The following is a 16893-nucleotide window of genomic DNA, read 5'->3' on the forward strand; positions in this document are numbered from 1 at the left end:
GTGAAGGAACCGGTTTTTATAGAGAAGCCCACTCGTAGAGTGATGACCGCCTACCTTCGCCCCTCGCGCAACCAGCCCATCAGGATGAACCCGGACGCCATAAGCAGCACAAGCCACCCCGGCAACAATGGCGCGCGCGCCACATCCAGCGTCTCAAATGCCTCCCTCGGCGTCAGGCCAATCCAATTGCGACCCGCCGCCGGGCGCCCGTCACGCACATTGCGTACCCCCGGCACGCCGTCCTCCAACATCAACGCCCCGCCTCGCGTGGCTTCAAGCAAGGGAGCCAACGCCTCCGCGCTGGCAATTGTGGTCTCAAACTCCCGCGGTGCCGCGGGCCCCAGCCCCACCACGGTTTCCATGTCATCTTGGGCAAGGCGATAAAGCCCCATTTCCGGCCCTTCATAGGTGGTCTCAAAATGCCCCGGCGTGCCCTCTCGCATCTCCAGCGTCACGGTCTCACCACTTGGCGTGGTGATAGTCAGCGGGCCAACAGCCTCTTCCAGACTGCGCCGCACAATCCGCAGCGTCTGACCTGTGGGCTCTGCCGAAAGCGCCTCTTCCTCAAGCTCAGGCTCACCCATCATCCAATGCGCCAAGCGCCGCAACAGCTCCAACTGCGGACCGCCGCCTTCATAGCCCCGTGCCCAAAGCCACGCATGATCCGAGGCCAACAGCGCCACGCGTCCCTCTTCCACTCGGTTGAGCACCAGCAAAGGTCGATCCTCGCTGCCGGTCATCAAGACATCGCCCGAGTCGGGCGTCACCTCGATCTGGCGCAGCCAGCGCCCCCAAGTCTCTTGATCCGGCAAGCCCGCCGTCACCGGATGGCGCGCGCCAAGATCAGAAACAGATGGCGCATAAGCCTCTTCAATCACCCGGGCGGTTGGGCTGGCGGGCAACACTTCGGCCAAAGGTGAGCGATAAATACTGTCTGCTGAAGCATAATCCGGTCCCGCGGCAACCAGTACGGCGCCGCCCTTGCGCACGTAATCCGCCACGTTCTCCAGATACAGAGACGGCAAAATCCCGCGCCGCTGATAGCGGTCAAAGATGATCAGATCGAAATCTTCAACCTTCTCCAGAAATAACTCCCGCGTCGGAAAGGCAATCAACGACAACTCGCTCACCGGCACGCCGTCTTGCTTTTCCGGAGGCCTCAAAATGGTGAAATGCACCAAATCCACACTGGCGTCCGACTTCAGCAGGTTGCGCCAAGTCCGCCCGCCCGGATGCGGCTCACCGGACACCAACAATACGCGCAACCGATCCCGAACCCCGTTAATCTGTACCAGCGCCGCATTGTTGCGATCGGTCAGTTCGCCCTCGGCCATCGGCACTGAGAACTGGATCACGTTGCGCCCGCCGTGGGAGAGCGTCACCGGCAGATCAATATCGCGATCCAAAGGTACAGAGAACCGCTGCGGATCGTCGCCGTCGATGGAAATATCCACCTCCACACGGTCTGCATCGGTGGGTGCTGCGCCTGTGTCTTCAATCCGGAGGGTCAGCGTCACTGGCTCGCCCAGGATGGCAAAGGCAGGCGCATTCTTGATGCTCAACCGCCGATCCCAATCGCCGTTACGCCCGGATTGCAGCAAATGAAATGGCGCTGGCAGGTCGGGCGCGCGGTCCATGTCGTGCACCTGACCGTCACTCAGCGCAACAATGCCTGCGATACGCCCGCGCGGCTCCTGGGCCAAAGCTTCAGACAGCGCCGCCATCATCTCGGTGCCGCCGTCACCATCCGCGTCGCGTACATCAATCCGGCGCACTTCGGTGTTGTCCCGCGCGGCCAGCCGCGCCGCGAGCGCCGCAGCCGCCTCTTCGGTCTGTGCCTCGCGGTCACTCAGCCGCTGGCTGGCGGAGCCATCCACCAGCATCAGCACAATGTCACTCAACGGCGCGCGGTTCTCGGTCTGCAACACCGGCCCCGCCAAGGCCGCCAAAATCACCAATCCCGCCGCCCCGCGCCAGGCCCATCCAGCCAAACCTCGCCACAGCGCCACCGAAATGGCCAATGCACTCAGCACCGCCAAAACCGCCAACAGCCACAGCGGCACAATCGGATCAAACACCACGCCCGTCATTGGCCCAACCGATCCAGCAACGCAGGCACATGCACCTGATCGCTTTTATAATTCCCTGTCAGCACATGCATGATCAGGTTCACCCCAAACCGATAGGCCAGCTCGCGTTGCCGCTCTCCGGCCCGTCCACGTCCCACCGGGAACAAGGTGTTGCCACGTGTGTCCACCGCCCAGGCCGCGCCCCAGTCATTGCCGCCAATCACCACCGGCGTGACCCCGTCATTCAGATTGCGAAATGGCATGCCTTCAATCTTTTCTGCATCCGCAGGGGCTGCCTCGACCCAGACATCGCGGCTCATGTAGCGGCCCGGAAAATCTTGCAGCAGGTAAAACGTGCGCGTCAGCACATGATCTTCCGGCAGCGGATCGAGCGGCGGAATGTCCAATCCAGCGGCCAGTTTCTGCAACTTCCGCCCCGTTGGGCTGCTCGCCCCAAATCGCGCCACATCACTGTCGCGCGTGTCAAACAGGATCATGCCGCCACTGCGCAGATAGGCGTTGAGCTTTGCATAAGCCTCCCGCGATGGGCTTGGTTGGTCCGGTGTGATGGGCCAATACAAAAACGGATAAAACGCCAACTCGTCCATCTCCAGATCCACCGTCACCGGATCTGCAGGCTCCACCGATGTGCGGAAATAGAGCACATTGCTCAACCCGCGCAGCCCCGCCAGCGCGATGTCGTCCACCTCGCGATTGCCCGTGCGCACATGGCCCAGAACCACCTCCTGCGCGGCTGCCGCAGTCACGGCGCTCTCTTGTGCATAACCATCCGTGGCAGGCAGCATCAACGCCAAGGCAACAACCGCCACCCGCGCGCCCCAAAGCCGCCCGGACACAAACAAGGACGCCAGCACATCCAGCGCCAAAATCACCAAAGCCGCCGCAAGGAAATAACCCGACAAATCTGTCGTGACTGCACCGCGCAGCCCTTCCACCGGCACCGTCACCGGCCACGTCGCAGGCGCCAACTCCGTGTCAGGCGCCAACACATGCAAGGCCAAAACCTTTTCCCCATCACGATACAATCCAGGCCGCAGCTCTGGTCCGACACGCCCTTCGGCCAAGGCCTCTCCGGCCACACCCGGCAAGGTCTGCGCATCTTCCAACCTACCAAATCCATCGAGCACTTTCAGCGGTTGCCAAGTGGTGCCCGCCAAGCGCGCCTCGGCTTCTTCCCCCACAGCGCTCAGCACCGCCAGACGGTCCAGCATCTGCACAAACAGGCCCGACAAGGGCAACCCTGACCACTCCGCATTAGCGGTCACATGCACCAGCACCACCTGCCCCTGTCCCACAGCCTTGCGCGTCACCAGCGGCGTGCCATCGCTCAGGCTGGCAATCACCCGCTCCGCCAAAGTTGGATCCGGCTGCGCCATAACCTGCGCCGTCACAGTCACCTCATCGGGCACCGGCAGGCCATAAAACGGGCTCTCCACATCAAATGGCGCGAGTGACTTGGGCTCGCCCCAACTCATCGCGCCGCCCACACTCCTGCCACCCGCGCGCAGGCGCACCGGCAACAGCGGGTCTTCTTCGGTGCGGCTGATCTCACTCGCCGCCAAACGCGGCCCGGCAAAGCGCAGCAGCAAGCCGCCGTTTTCCAGCCACTCAATCATCGCCGCTGTCTCGCCTTCGGACAAAACCGCCACATCGGCCAAAACAATCACATCCGGATTTGCGGGCAAAATGTCACTCAACGCGCCTTCAATCACATCCGCCGTCGGCACCAAGGCCTGCCGCAAATAATGCAACGGCGACAACAATTGCAGCCCCTCGCGGTCTTCCCGCCCGGCAATCAGCGCCACCTCGCGCCGCCGCAGGCTGTCATCACTGAGCGCCACAGTGCCCGCTGATCGTACACCAGCAATCTCAAACCGCGTCAGCCGCGCGCGCAGCTCGCTTGGCAAAACAAGCGCGTTTTCACTGGACTGCGCGCCTTCTTCAAACCCCAGCGGCAGGCTCGCCAAAACCTGCTCCGTGCCGCCCGGATCGGTGCCAATCGCAAGCGCTGTGACCTCTTGAGCAATCGCCACTTCACTGCGCTGCGCCGTCATCATAAGCTTGCCATCCTCATAGGTTGGCGGCATCAACGCCATCGCGCCACGCCCGGTCTGCACCACGCGCACAGCGCCCTTGCCCTGTAACGCTGCCAGCAAATCCTCGCGACCTTCTCGCGCCACGCCGTCCGACAGCCACACCGTGTCAAACTCGTCAGCAGCCGCCAACGTCTCAGCAAACGCAGCCATCGCTGCTTCGTCTGCTGCCCAAGCCATCGGCACAACGCCCGCCATTCGCGACTTCCACGCATCCGCCTGTAAAAACAACAGCGGTTCCGGCGCGCTCAACCGCTGCACCGCCGCCACGCGCCCATCCCGCGCCGCCTCATCAAGCAGCGCCGTGACCATATCACGCCGCGCGTCCCAATCTGGCGCCGAGGCCCAGCTGCCATCCATCAGGATCAACAGCGGCCCGCTGCCCGCCTCGCGGGTTTGTGGGTTCAGCACCGGCCCCGCAAGCCCCACGATCACCGCCGCCACCGCCAGCATCCGCAGCAACAACAGCCACCACGGCGTGCGATCCGTGACCGTGTCCTCGTCGCTCAGCCCAAGCAACAGCACCACGCCGGGAAACCGCCGCCGGATCGGCGCAGGCGGAATCGCCCGCAAAATCAACCACAGCACCGGCAGCGCGATCAGCGCCGCCAGCACCCAAGGCGCGGTAAATCCTATCGGCAAGCCAAAGATCATCCGCGCCGCTCCAATGCCCGATGCAACCACAACAGCGCCGCCTGCGCGGGCTGACCCGTGCTGTGATAGCCATAGAGCCACCCCGTTGCACGACACAGGTCTTTCAAAGCCGCCTGCCGCTCCGCCAACCGCTCCAGATACCGCAGACGCAGATCATCCGCTTTCTTGGTGTCGTGGCTCAAACTGCCACCCATGCTTTCAAAAATCGCCCGGCCCTTGTAGGGAAAATCCTCTTCTGCTGGGTCCAGCACCTGCAAACAGGCCCCAACAACACCGCGATCTGCCGCCTTGGTCAGTGCCACCTGCACTGCGTCAAAGTCGCCCATGAAATCAGAGATAAACACCGCCCGCGCATGCGGCAGCATGGCCCGCGATTCTGGCGTGCCATAGTCCGGTATCTCGCCGTCTGCGTCATCGCGCAAAAACACTTCGGCCAACCGCATGATCTGCAACTCACCCCGCCGTGGCGGCAGCTCGGTCCCAGTCAACCCAACCCGTTCGCCGCTGCGAATGAGCAAGATCGCCAGCGCCAAGGCCAACAACCGCGCGCGATCTGCTTTCTGCGGCGTGTCTTTGTCGCTGGCAAACAGCATTGACGGGGCCGTATCGACCCACATCATCACCGATTGCGCCACCTGCCATTCGCGTTGCCGCACAAATTGCGCGTCCGATTTGGCCGACCGCCGCCAATCAATGTGGCGCAAACTATCGCCAGGCTGCACCGGCCGGTATTGCCAGAAATCATCACCCATGCCTGCGCGTCGCCGGCCGTGCTCGCCAAGCAGCACTGTGCCTGCCAAATGCTCCGCATGCGCCAAAAGCGGCGGCAGGCTGGCGGCCTCCGCTTCAGCCTGACTGCGCAGATAGGGCGCTGCACTCACGCGGCGGCTCCCACTTTGTCAAACTGCGCCACCGTTTCCGCAATCAGCCCTGCAAGGTTCTCGCCCCGCGCCCGCGCCGCAAAAGTCAGCGCCATCCGGTGGCTCAATACTGGCGCCGCCATATCCATCACATCCTGCGCATTGGGCGCGAGCCGCCCGTGCAGTAACGCCTGTGCCCGCACCGTCATCATCAGAGCCTGCGCTGCCCGTGGGCCCGGCCCCCAGGCCACGTTCTCGCGCACCGCCTCGGTGGCGGTCTCATCATCCGGGCGGCAGGCCCGCACCAGATCCAGGATCAACTCCATCACGCTTTCGCCCACTGGCATCCGCCGCAACAACGTTTGAGCCGCGATCAACTCTTCTGCGGTGAACACCGTATGCGCCTCTTCCTCTTCGACGCCAGTCGTGGCCAAGAGAATATCACGCTCCGTGTCGCGATCCGGATAGGGCACATCAATTTGCACCAAAAAACGGTCCAGCTGCGCTTCCGGCAACGGATAGGTGCCTTCCTGTTCAATTGGGTTTTGCGTCGCCAACACATGAAACGGTGCATCAAGCGGGCGATCCGCCCCGGCCACGGTCACCTGCTTCTCCTGCATCGCCTGCAACAACGCGGATTGCGTCCGCGGACTGGCGCGGTTGATTTCATCGGCCATCAAAAGCTGACAGAAAATCGGTCCCGGCACGAATCGAAACTCCCGCGTTCCGCCTTTGCCTTTCTCCAGAACCTCGGAGCCAAGAATGTCAGCGGGCATCAAATCCGGCGTAAACTGCACGCGATTGCCATTAAGCCCCATCACAGTTGAAAGCGCATCCACAAGCCGCGTTTTGCCCAAGCCCGGCAGACCAATCAACAGCGCATGTCCTCCACAGAGCAAGGCCGAAAGCGTCAGGTCAACCACCTGGTCCTGACCGATAAAACGTTTGCTGATCGCCGCCTTGGCCGCCGCCAATTTGCCGCCCAGCTCTTCGATCTCTGCGACAAGGTTCTCTGCGTCTGCCATACGTTGTCTCCCGTTACTCTACCTGCTTACGTTGACAGTAACGCGCTCAGATGAAATGGCAAAAGCAATGAGGGAACAATTTCCTGTGAAAGTGAACGCAGACACCATCGCCGCCTCCGCAACTGCCGCCGTGAAAGCGCGCGGCCCGGCGCCCGTGCACCTGTGGAATCCGCCACATTGCGGCGATCTGGACATGCGCATCGCCCGTGACGGCACGTGGTTTTACGAAGGCAGCCCGATCAATCGCCCCGCCATGGTGAAGATGTTCTCCAACATCCTGCGCAAGGATGGCGACGACTACGTGCTGGTCACTCCGGTCGAAAAAGTTGGCATCACGGTTGAGGACGCGCCGTTTATCACCGAAGATTTTGAGGTAACCGGCGAAGGTGACACCCAAGTTCTGACGTTTGAAACCCAAGTGGGCGACTTCACCACCGCCGGACCGGACGCTCCCATTCGCGTAGATATCGACCCAGACACAGATGAACCGGCGCCCTATGTGACCGTCCGCACCAACCTCGAAGCGCGCATCACCCGCAAGGCGTTTTATCGCCTTGTGGAACTCGGCACCCACCAGGACGTCAAGGGCCAAAGCATGTTTGGCGTGATGTCTTCCGGCGTGTTTTTCCCCTTCCTGCCATCAGAGGCGTTGGACTAAAGCGAACTTCCGCCAAACCGTTCAAACTTGCGGAATTTCGGACTGTTTTCACACTGGCAAAGCTGGAATAACCCTCGTCAGAGGAGAGCCCCATGCCCAAATTTGCCGCCAACCTGACAATGTTGTTTGCCGAATTTCCGGAGTTGGACCGCTACGAGGCCGCCGCCGAGGCAGGCTTTGAGGCGGTGGAAATCCTCTTTCCCTACGAAACTCCCGCGCCGGAAACACAGCGGGCTTTGCTGCGCAACGGCCTGTCGCTGGAGCTGATCAACTGCCCGCCGCCCAACTACACCGGTGGCGACCGCGGCTTTGCCGCTGTGCCCGGTTTGGAAGACCGTTTTCAACGCGATTTCCGCCGCACCCTGCGCTATGCCGACATGCTGCGCGCCCGGATCGTGCACATTATGGCCGGGGCGGCCTCTGGTGATGAGGCCCGCGCCACCTTTGTACAAAACCTCAAATGGGCCTGCGCCTTTGCCCCGAAACAGCAACTCACAATTGAGCCGATCAACGACGTCGATATGCCGGGATATTTCCTGAATAGCTTTGACCTCGCCGCCGAGATTCTGGACGAGGTCAACGCCCCCAATCTGGCGCTGCAGTTTGACACCTATCACGCCCATAAAATCCACGGCGATGTGCTGGATTGCTGGGACAAACACAAAGACCGCGTGCGCCATATCCAGATCGGCGGCCTGCCGGACCGCAACGAACCGGTGAAGTCGAAACACTTCGACTACCCCGCGTTCTTCGAGATGCTGGACGAAAGCGGCTACAGTGGCGCCGTCAGCGCCGAATACAATCCGGCCAAGCGCACCGAACAAGGCTTGGGCTGGCTGAGTTAAGCTGTCTTGGGCGCCGCGCCACCCGCAAGGGCAGCGCAGTGGATATTTTTGGTCAAATGAAGCGAGGCAATGGCGCGCCTTAATGCGCCTCCGCCCAATTGGCCCCACGTCCCGCATCAACGATCAACGGCACGTCCAGCTTAATCGCAGGCTCGGTGGCCCGCTGCATCACGTCTCGCGCCACTTCGATGGTCTCGTCCACCGCAGCGTCCTCGACCTCAAAGATCAATTCATCGTGCACCTGCAACAGCATTTTCGCGGGCAGGTCTTTGATCGCGTCCGGCATACGGATCATCGCGCGCCGGATGATGTCAGCCGCCGTGCCCTGAATCGGGGCGTTGATGGCCGCACGGTAGGCAAAGCTGGCGCGCGGCCCTTTGGCGTTGATCTCCGGTGTGTGGATTTTGCGGCCAAACAAGGTCTGCACATAGCCGTGCTCTTTGGCAAACGCCTTGGTGTCGTCCATATAGGTACGAATGCCCGGAAATCGCTCGAAGTAGCGGTTGATAAAGTCTTGCGCCTCTCCCCGTGGAATGCGCAAATTGCGCGCCAGACCAAAGCCGGAGATGCCATAGATCACACCAAAGTTGATCGCCTTCGCACGCGAGCGCACCTCGCTGGTCATTTCCTCCATGGGCACGCCAAACACCTCTGACGCGGTCATGGCGTGAATGTCATGCCCATCGCGGAATGCGGCTTTGAGCGCATCGATCTCCGCAACATGTGCCAGAATGCGTAACTCCACCTGCGAGTAATCCAGCGAAATCAGTGTTTTGCCTTCTTCCGCCACAAAGGCCTCACGAATACGCCGCCCTTCCTCGCTGCGCACCGGAATGTTTTGCAGGTTTGGATCGGTCGACGCCAAACGTCCGGTATTGGCCCCGGTCTGCACATAAGACGTATGAACCCGCCCCGTGTCCGCATTGATGTGCGTCTGCAAGGCATCGGTATAGGTCGACTTCAGCTTGCTCAGCTGCCGCCAGTCCAACACCAGCCCCGGCAGGGCATGTTCGGTGGCAAGGTCTTCCAGCACGTCGACACCCGTCGCGTAAGCCCCGGTCTTGCCCTTCTTGCCGCCCGGCAGCTCCAGCTTATCAAACAGGATTTCGCCAAGCTGCTTGGGTGAGCCCACGTTGAACGTGCCCCCGGCCAGCTCATGAATCTCAGCCTCCAGCGCCGCCATCTTCTGCGCAAAGGCATTGGACATGCGGCTCAGCGTGTCGCGGTCCACTTTGACGCCATGCCGCTCCATCTGCGCAAGCACTGGCACCAAGGGTCGCTCCAGCGTTTCATAGACCGAGGTCACCTGACGGCGGTGCAACTTTGGCTTGAACAACTTCCACAGCCGCAGCGTCACATCCGCATCTTCGGCGGCATAAGGCAGGGCGTCCTCAATAGGCACCTTGTCAAAGGTGATCATGCTTTTGCCGCTGCCAATCAGCGTTTTGATCGGCACCGGTTGGTGGCTCAAATAGCGTTCAGACAGCGCATCCATGCCGTGATTGTGCTCCCCGGCGTGCAGCGCATAAGACAGCAGCATCGTGTCATCAATCGGCGCCACGGTGACATTGTAATTGGCAAACACCTTGCAGTCATATTTGGCATTCTGAAAGATTTTCAGCACGGCGGGGTCTTCTAGCACCGGCTTCAACGCATCCAGCACCTCATTGAGCGGCATCTGCCCCTCTTGCAGCTCGTCCCCACCAAACAGATCGTCGCTGGCGCCCTTCTTGTGGCCCACCGGGATGTAACAAGCCTCACCCGGCTCCACCGACAGACAAATCCCAGCAAGTTCCGCGATCATTTCATTCAACGAGTTGGTCTCGGTATCCACCGCCACATAACCGCGTTTCATAATGGCGGCGATCCACCGGTCCAGTGCAGCGCGGTCTTTGACCCACTCGTATTTGGACGCGTCAAACGGCGCATCTTCCTGTGCAGGCGTCTCATCCGCGGCAGCCCCCACCGGTTCCGGAATGCTTGGCGCTTCCACACCCAACTTATCGGCGGCGCGTTTTATTTGCGTGCGGAACTCCATCTCCGTGAGGAAGCCCAATAGCACCTCCGGCTCAGGGTCCTGCACCTCCAGATCGTCCAGCGTGAAATCCAGCTCCATCTCGCAATCCAGCTGCACCAACCGTTTGGACAGCTCAATCTGATCACGTTTTTCAATCAATGTCTGGCGACGTTTGGGTTGTTTAATCTCTTCTGCGCGGTCCAGCAGGCTCTCCAGATCGCCATATTCGTTGATCAACAGTGCCGCGGTCTTGATGCCAATGCCCGGCGCGCCTGGCACGTTGTCCACGCTGTCCCCGGCCAGCGCCTGCACATCCACAACCCGCTCCGGTCCAACACCAAATTTCTCAAACACCCCGTCGCGGTCAATGCGCTTGTTTTTCATCGCGTCGAGCATTTCCACGCCGCCGCCGACCAGCTGCATCAGGTCTTTATCCGAACTAATGATCGTACAACGGCCACCGGCGTCGCGCGCCTGACAGGCCAGGGTGGCAATGATGTCATCTGCCTCAAAGCCCTCAACCTCTTTGCAGGCAATGTTAAATGCCTTGGTGGCCGTGCGCGTCAGCGGAAATTGCGGCACCAGATCTTCCGGCGCGGGCGGCCGGTTGGCTTTGTATAGGTCATACATCTCGTTGCGGAAGGACTTGCCGGAATAGTCAAAAATCACCGCCACATGGGTGGGCGCATCCGGGCCAGAATTGTCCTCAATGTAACGCTGCAACATATTGCTGAACCCAGCCACCGCGCCAATCGGCAGCCCGTCTGACTTGCGCGTCAGCGGAGGCAGCGCGTGATAAGCCCGAAAAATAAAGGCCGATCCGTCGATCAGATGCAGGTGACATCCTTTGCCAAAACTCATGGCGCGCTCCCGTTTTGTTCTGCTTTGCCCCGTTGTGCCATGCCACCCCTCTCGGTGCCAGTCGAAAACCTGCGCAATCCGGGGGGCAGCCCCCGCCGCCTCGCGCGGCGCCTCCCCCGGAGTATTTAGGGTCAGAAGAAGCAAGGGCAGATCTCTCGCTGACGGTCTCACGACGTAGGGGCATCTCTCTTGCCAACGTGCCAACAGGCTGATCTATGGAAATGCGAATATGAGGGGAGCGGAGATGACGCATCTTTGGGTACGGGCCGAGCAACGGCAAAATGAGGAGCGGGTGGGGCTGACACCCGACGGTGCAAAAGCACTGATGGACAAGGGCATCCGCGTGACCGTGGAAGAGAGCTCCGTTCGGGCCATTCCAATTGACGGCTACAAAGCCGTAGGCTGCGACATCGCCCCGGAAAACAGCTGGCCAGACGCCCCTCGTGACGCCATCATCTTTGGCCTCAAAGAACTGCCAGAAGACGGCACGCCCCTGCCCCACCGCCACATCATGTTTGGCCACGCTTTTAAAGGCCAGCACTCCGGTGTGGCCCTGCTCAAGCGCTTCAAAGCGGGTGGCGGCACGCTTTATGATCTCGAATACCTGGTGGACGAAACCGGCCGCCGCGTCGCCGCCTTTGGGTACTGGGCGGGCTACGCTGGGGCCGCCGTGACCCTAAAGTCCTGGGCTGCGCAACAACGTGGAGAGCTCTGCGGTCCCGTTGGCGTTTATGCTGGCAAGGACGCCCTGCTCGCCAACCTTGGCGCGGAACTGGACGCCCTTTCCAAAGACCGCCCCTCCGCCATCGTGATTGGCGCGCTGGGGCGCGTGGGCACCGGCGCTGCTGATCTGCTCGACGCCATGGGCTGCACCGTCACCAAATGGGACATGGCGGAAACCGCCTCCGGTGGACCGTTCCCGGAAATTCTGGACCATGACCTGTTCCTGAACTGCATCTTTGCCCGCCCCGGCACGCCGGTGTTTGTGCCGCAAGAAGCTTTGACGGCCGACCGCAAACTCACCGCCATTGGCGACGTGGCTTGCGATCCCGACAGCGATTACAACCCGGTGCCGGTCTATGACCGCGCCACCACATGGGACGCCCCGGCCCTGCGCGTGGCCGACGCCCCTGTGCTCGACGTCATGGCGATCGACAACCTGCCATCCATGCTGCCGGTGGAAAGCTCGGAAGACTACGCCGCACAGCTGCTTAACACTTTGATGAAACTTGATGACCTCAGCGACGGTGTCTGGACCCGCGCCGAGGCCGATTTCATCACACACTGCAAAAACCTTTGACCAAAGACCTCTGAGGGGAGAGACAACATGACAATCCACTGGTGTGGCACCGGCCTTTCCGCCATTCCCGGCCTGCGTCGCCTGATCGAAGGCGGCCGCGCGGTCACCGTCTGGAACCGAACCATTGAAAAAGCGCAGGAAGCGGTTGGCGACCTGACCCAAGACATCCGCGCCTTCGACATCGCGGCTCTAGGAGCTGTGCTTGAATCTGGCGACGTGGTTGTTTCCATGCTGCCGGGTGATTGGCACGTGCCACTGGCCGAGCTTTGCATCGAGAAAGGCGCGAATTTCGTCAGCTCCTCCTACATCGCGCCAGAAATGAAAGCGCTCGATGCCAAAGCCAAAGAGGCGGGCGTCGCCTGCGTGAACGAAGTGGGCCTGGACCCGGGCATCGACCACCTGATGGCGCATGCCTTGGTGGCAGACTATCGCGCCTCTGACGCTTACGACGCGGACAACGCCATCAGCTTCATCAGCTACTGTGGCGGCATCCCCAAACATGCCAACCCGTTCCGCTACAAATTCAGCTGGTCGCCGCTCGGCGTGCTGAAGGCCCTGCGCAGCCCGTCCCGCTCCATTCGCGACGGAAAACCGCTGGACGTGAACCGCCCTTGGGACGCGATCAGCAGCTATGAAGCGCCACTGGCAGAGGCGGAAACCTTCGAGGTTTACCCAAACCGCGACAGCATTCCTTTCATGGAAGACTACAAGTTTGATCCGGACTGGAAAGTTGACACCTTTGTGCGCGGCACCCTGCGCCTCAACGGCTGGACCGAGGCGTGGTCTGAGGTCTTTCGCGAAATCGAAACGCTCTCCGGTCCCGAAGGCGACGCACGGCTGAAAGAGATGTCCGATCAGTTCTGGGATGAAAACTCCTATGACGAAGGTGAACCGGACCGCGTTGTGCTCTGCGTGGGCTTCAAAGCGGAGAAAGACGGCGCAGAGGTCTTCCACAAAACCTATGTGATGGACGCCTGGGGCGACGCGCGCGGCACCGCCATGGCCCGCCTTGTGTCGATCCCGGTCTCCTTGGCCATCGAAACCGTACTGGACGGCAAAATTGCCCCCGGCGTGCACGCGGCCCCATCTGAAGAAGCGCTGTTTTCCGAGTGGCTCACCCACATCGGCACGCTGGCGCAGCACATGCAGATCGTCGATCACACGGCTTGATTATATAGCCCTTTGGCGCAGCCCTCGTAAAAGGGCTGCACCTCACTTTGTAATCCCTTGCCATTCCCGACAGACTGCGAAATCCTGCGCCACACTTAAAGGGTGAGGAGCGCAACATGTCATCGGAAACCTGGATTGCCTTTGTATTGGCCAGTGCCCTGGTTGTGCTGATCCCTGGACCCAACATTGTTCTGACCATCAATCACGCGGTGCGCTCTGGCAAACGCTCAGGCCTCGCCACCATTCCCGGCATTTCTGCAGGGGCCTTTGTCGGCATGTCTGTGTCCCTTATGGGCGCAGGTGCGATCCTCTCGGCCTCCACCACGCTTTTTACGCTGATGAAGCTCATTGGCGCAGTGTATCTGATCTGGCTCGGCATCAGCCTCTGGCGCGCACCCGCTGAGGGAATTGGCTCAAACACGGTGGATCAAAAACCCCTCAAGCCGCTGTTCTGGCAGTCGTTCCTGATCAGCGCCCTCAACCCCAAAGGCCCGGCGTTTTACATCGCCTTTGTGCCGCAGTTTGTGACCCTGTCGCAGCCGGTGTTGCCGCAATTTGCCATCCTGATCGCCACCTTTGTGGGGATCGCCACGCTCAACACCGTGTTCTGGCTGTTCTGCGCCGACGGGCTACGCGGGCTGTTCCAACACCCGCGCGCCATGCGCAGCCTCAATCGTGTGGGCGGCGGTTGCCTGATGGCAGCGGGCGTTTTGACCACAAGAGTCTCACGCCACAGCTGACAACTCTTAGGCCGCCTGCGCGCCGATCTTGGCCGCCTGTTGGATCCACTTGTCGGCAACTCCGTCTTTGGGATGACTCGCCCCGGCGAACTTGGTGACCTTCACCGGCTTGATGCCGACAAACTCCAAAATCTGCTGCTGGATCTGCACCACCATCGCGTTGCGGTACATCAAGCGGAAGAACCATCCGGGCGTATCCGAGAACAAAAGCACCCGCCCTGTGCGCCCAGTCAAAAGCGGCTTAGGCAGCCCCAAGGCCGTTGTGTTGCGGGTGTCAAACGTGCGCCCCGGCAGCAACGCGCGATCAAACAAGCCTTTGAGTTTTGCCGGCAATCCGCCCCACCACATCGGCGTCGCCACCACCACATGCTCGGACCACTCAATGTCCTGCAGCACCTGTTCCAGCTCTGGTTCCAACGGCTTCTGGTTCACATAACCGCCAAAGCCATAATCCGGATCAAACTGCAAATCATTCAGGTTGGTCATCCGCACCTGATGCCCCGCCTTGCGCGCCGCTTCCGCGTAGCTCTCTGCCACCGACCCCGTCAGAGACTCCGCCGCCGGGTGTCCGTTCAGGATAAATATCCGCTTCTGTGTCATTGCGATTCTCCAAATATTGACCATGGTCAATTTCATCGCATACAAAAATGACCGCGGTCAATTACAAATTTGACCACGGTCACAATTCATGTCAAAACGAGCCATGGCCAAAGCAGTTCAACAACGCACCCTCAAAACCCGCGCCAAGCTTCTGGACGCGGCTCAAGCCGTGATCTCAGAGAGCGGCTATGAAGCCATGCGGGTAGAAGAGGTGGTGCTGCGCGCAGGCGTCGCCAAAGGCACTTTTTTCTCTCATTTCAAAGACAAAGACGCGTTGATGGACCAACTGATTGGTGCAGAAATCGACCGTCATCTGGATGGCATCGAAGCGCTGGACGCGCCCACATCCATCGCCGAGATGGCCAACGCCATGATGCCGCTGATCACGTTCATGACCTGTGAGCGCTATGTCTTTGATGTGATTCTGCGCCACTCCGGCGCGGCGGCCAACGCGGACATCGGCCCCATCGCCATGACCTTTGGCCGCCACGCAGAGGTGGTTACCAAATGGCTCTGGGACAAACCCTTCCGCAAGGACATCTCCGCCGAACTACAAGCGGAAGGTGTGCAGGCCTTTATGGTGCAGGCGATTTCCCTGATGTTCTGCAGTCTGCACAACTCCGTGTCCCCGCGCGAACGGCTGGAGACCTATCTCACTGCCTGGCTGATGCCGACGGCCTGAAGTCAAGCCGCCACCCGCACCAGATCGCGAAACACCGGACGGCCTTCTGCCATCTTGCGCCAGGTCTGCGCCTCATGCGCTTTCATGGTGGGCAAGGCCGTCTGCGCAAAACGCGGCTTCAACCACGGCTTGGCCTCCAAAATCTGATCCAACTCGGCCCGCGCCTCCACGCCCAAGCTCTCCAATGCCTGATCGCCGATGAACAGGCTCTCCGCCTCGGCCCCATTGGCCTCCACAATGTGGTGACGGTCAAACATCAGGTGCACATAGTCCACGCCGTCGCGCCATTCCCGCCCGGGAATGCCCGGCTGTGGCGCCAGATGTTTGGCATGCGCAAAGGCGGCCTCAGACGCGGTCAACATCTCCACCTGCCAGCCGCGCAGCGCAATCCGGTGCTGTTGCGAAACCCACAAATCTTGGCTCGGCACCCCCGGCGCAAGGCTATCCGCATCAATGCACACCGGCCGCAGCCCTGCGTTCTGCAACATCTCGGCGTAGGAAAAATGGCTTTTCGCGACCCAGAAGACCTTGGCTGGCTTGCCTTTGGCGACACAGACAAAATCACCCGACTGCAGGCTTTCCACCGCGCGCGAACCGTCTGGTGTCGCGATCATGGTGCCAGGCAGAAAACACACCGGAATGTCTTCCGGATGCCGGTCTGGGTGTTTGACCACAAATTCCTCATCCTCAAACTCATTCATGTCCTCTTCGCTCGGATCCATTTCCGGGAAGAAAAACATCCGGGTCTCATCGCCCGGCTCGGGGTAATCCTGAATCGAGATCACCGCGATCTCCTGCCCCCAGAATTGCTCTGGAATGTCCTCGTCCTGAGGCACGGTTCCGGTCAGTTCAAAGATAAAATCATGGGCCTCGCCGTCGATCAGCACCCGCGTATCGGGATCGGGCTTGTTGTTATTGTCTTCAAGCACCAGATCGCCATCCTCGCCCTTAGGCACAAAGGTGATTTCCTTGGCCGGATCATCGGTGGGCTCAAATTGTTTTTGATTGCCGTGATTGTCGTCAAAACGACCCCAGAAACTGGACATGGGCGACCTCCTTCTGCACGACAGACCTCCCAACGCCGCCCCATGGGTTGCAAGGCTCAGACACAAGACAAGAGGGCACCGCCCGCAAAATGCAGGGTGCGGATGTTTCCTAAAAAACAGGCGCGACGTCAGTGATCAAATCGTGGATCGGGCGGCACGCAAGCGTGACAGCCCTCCCTCTATGGCGCAGATAAGAAGGCACTTCCCAAACGTAAAGACCCGCGCCAAAGCTTGGCGCGGATCCCAAATCTG

The 16893-nt window shown here is 60.6% G+C and carries 13 protein-coding genes; 6 read left to right on the forward strand and 7 right to left on the reverse strand.

Going from position 1 to position 16893, the window contains the following annotated elements; genetic code table 11:
• Positions 1-50 precede the first annotated feature (50 nt).
• From JXR15_RS02355 to JXR15_RS02370, 4 genes are read right to left on the reverse strand one after another with little or no spacing between them, the layout of a single operon-like run.
• Positions 51-2090 carry a DUF7408 domain-containing protein gene (locus tag JXR15_RS02355; RefSeq protein ID WP_422051632.1) on the reverse strand — a complete coding sequence of 680 codons (2040 nt, stop codon included), beginning with the start codon at positions 2088-2090 and terminating at the stop codon, positions 51-53.
• Positions 2087-4837, reverse strand: a complete 2751-nt coding sequence (locus tag JXR15_RS02360; protein WP_422051633.1) for a DUF4159 domain-containing protein — start codon at positions 4835-4837, stop codon at positions 2087-2089. Before JXR15_RS02360 ends, JXR15_RS02355 begins: the two co-directional genes overlap by 4 nt.
• Complete coding sequence (locus JXR15_RS02365; protein WP_422051634.1) at positions 4834-5718, reverse strand: DUF58 domain-containing protein; 885 nt, start codon at positions 5716-5718, stop codon at positions 4834-4836. The genes JXR15_RS02360 and JXR15_RS02365 overlap by 4 nt, the downstream gene beginning before the upstream one ends.
• The gene (locus JXR15_RS02370; RefSeq protein ID WP_422051635.1) at positions 5715-6722 is read right to left on the reverse strand and encodes an AAA family ATPase; all 1008 of its coding nucleotides are present in this window, start codon (positions 6720-6722) and stop codon (positions 5715-5717) included. The genes JXR15_RS02365 and JXR15_RS02370 overlap by 4 nt, the downstream gene beginning before the upstream one ends.
• Positions 6723-6789: 67 nt before the next feature.
• Here JXR15_RS02370 and JXR15_RS02375 point away from each other — a divergent pair, with 67 nt between their 5' ends.
• Together JXR15_RS02375 and JXR15_RS02380 are read left to right on the forward strand one after the other, a co-directional pair.
• On the forward strand, positions 6790-7380 hold the full coding sequence (locus JXR15_RS02375) for a DUF1285 domain-containing protein (protein WP_422051636.1): 591 nt from the start codon (positions 6790-6792) through the stop codon (positions 7378-7380).
• Between the two features lie 92 nt (positions 7381-7472).
• Positions 7473-8225, forward strand: a complete 753-nt coding sequence (locus tag JXR15_RS02380; protein ID WP_422051637.1) for a hydroxypyruvate isomerase family protein — start codon at positions 7473-7475, stop codon at positions 8223-8225.
• Positions 8226-8304: 79 nt separating this feature from the next.
• Here JXR15_RS02380 and polA read toward each other — a convergent pair whose 3' ends face one another.
• Complete coding sequence (gene polA / locus JXR15_RS02385; protein WP_422051638.1) at positions 8305-11103, reverse strand: DNA polymerase I; 2799 nt, start codon at positions 11101-11103, stop codon at positions 8305-8307.
• A gap of 244 nt (positions 11104-11347) precedes the next feature.
• On the opposite strand from polA, the gene JXR15_RS02390 reads away from it, so the two are divergent.
• From JXR15_RS02390 to JXR15_RS02400, 3 genes are all read left to right on the forward strand, one after another.
• Entirely contained in the window at positions 11348-12403 is a 1056-nt protein-coding gene (locus tag JXR15_RS02390; protein WP_422051639.1) for a saccharopine dehydrogenase, read from the forward strand.
• 27 nt (positions 12404-12430) lie between these two features.
• The gene (locus tag JXR15_RS02395) at positions 12431-13573 is read left to right on the forward strand and encodes a saccharopine dehydrogenase family protein (RefSeq protein ID WP_422051640.1); all 1143 of its coding nucleotides are present in this window, start codon (positions 12431-12433) and stop codon (positions 13571-13573) included.
• A 116-nt stretch (positions 13574-13689) separates the two neighbouring features.
• Positions 13690-14313, forward strand: a complete 624-nt coding sequence (locus tag JXR15_RS02400) for a LysE family translocator (protein WP_422051641.1) — start codon at positions 13690-13692, stop codon at positions 14311-14313.
• A gap of 6 nt (positions 14314-14319) precedes the next feature.
• On the opposite strand, the gene JXR15_RS02405 is transcribed toward JXR15_RS02400, so the two are convergent.
• Positions 14320-14913 carry an NAD(P)H-dependent oxidoreductase gene (locus JXR15_RS02405; RefSeq protein ID WP_422051642.1) on the reverse strand — a complete coding sequence of 198 codons (594 nt, stop codon included), beginning with the start codon at positions 14911-14913 and terminating at the stop codon, positions 14320-14322.
• Positions 14914-15001: 88 nt separating this feature from the next.
• On the opposite strand from JXR15_RS02405, the gene JXR15_RS02410 reads away from it, so the two are divergent.
• A complete protein-coding gene (locus JXR15_RS02410) occupies positions 15002-15595 on the forward strand; it encodes a TetR/AcrR family transcriptional regulator (RefSeq protein ID WP_422051643.1) in 594 nt (197 codons plus the stop codon).
• A gap of 2 nt (positions 15596-15597) precedes the next feature.
• Here JXR15_RS02410 and JXR15_RS02415 read toward each other — a convergent pair whose 3' ends face one another.
• Positions 15598-16641 (reverse strand): Hint domain-containing protein, encoded by a 1044-nt coding sequence (locus tag JXR15_RS02415; protein ID WP_422051644.1) that lies wholly within the window; start codon positions 16639-16641, stop codon positions 15598-15600.
• Positions 16642-16893: the final 252 nt, after the last annotated feature.

Source organism: Shimia sp., from assembly GCF_049116215.1.
GTDB lineage: Bacteria > Pseudomonadota > Alphaproteobacteria > Rhodobacterales > Rhodobacteraceae > Shimia.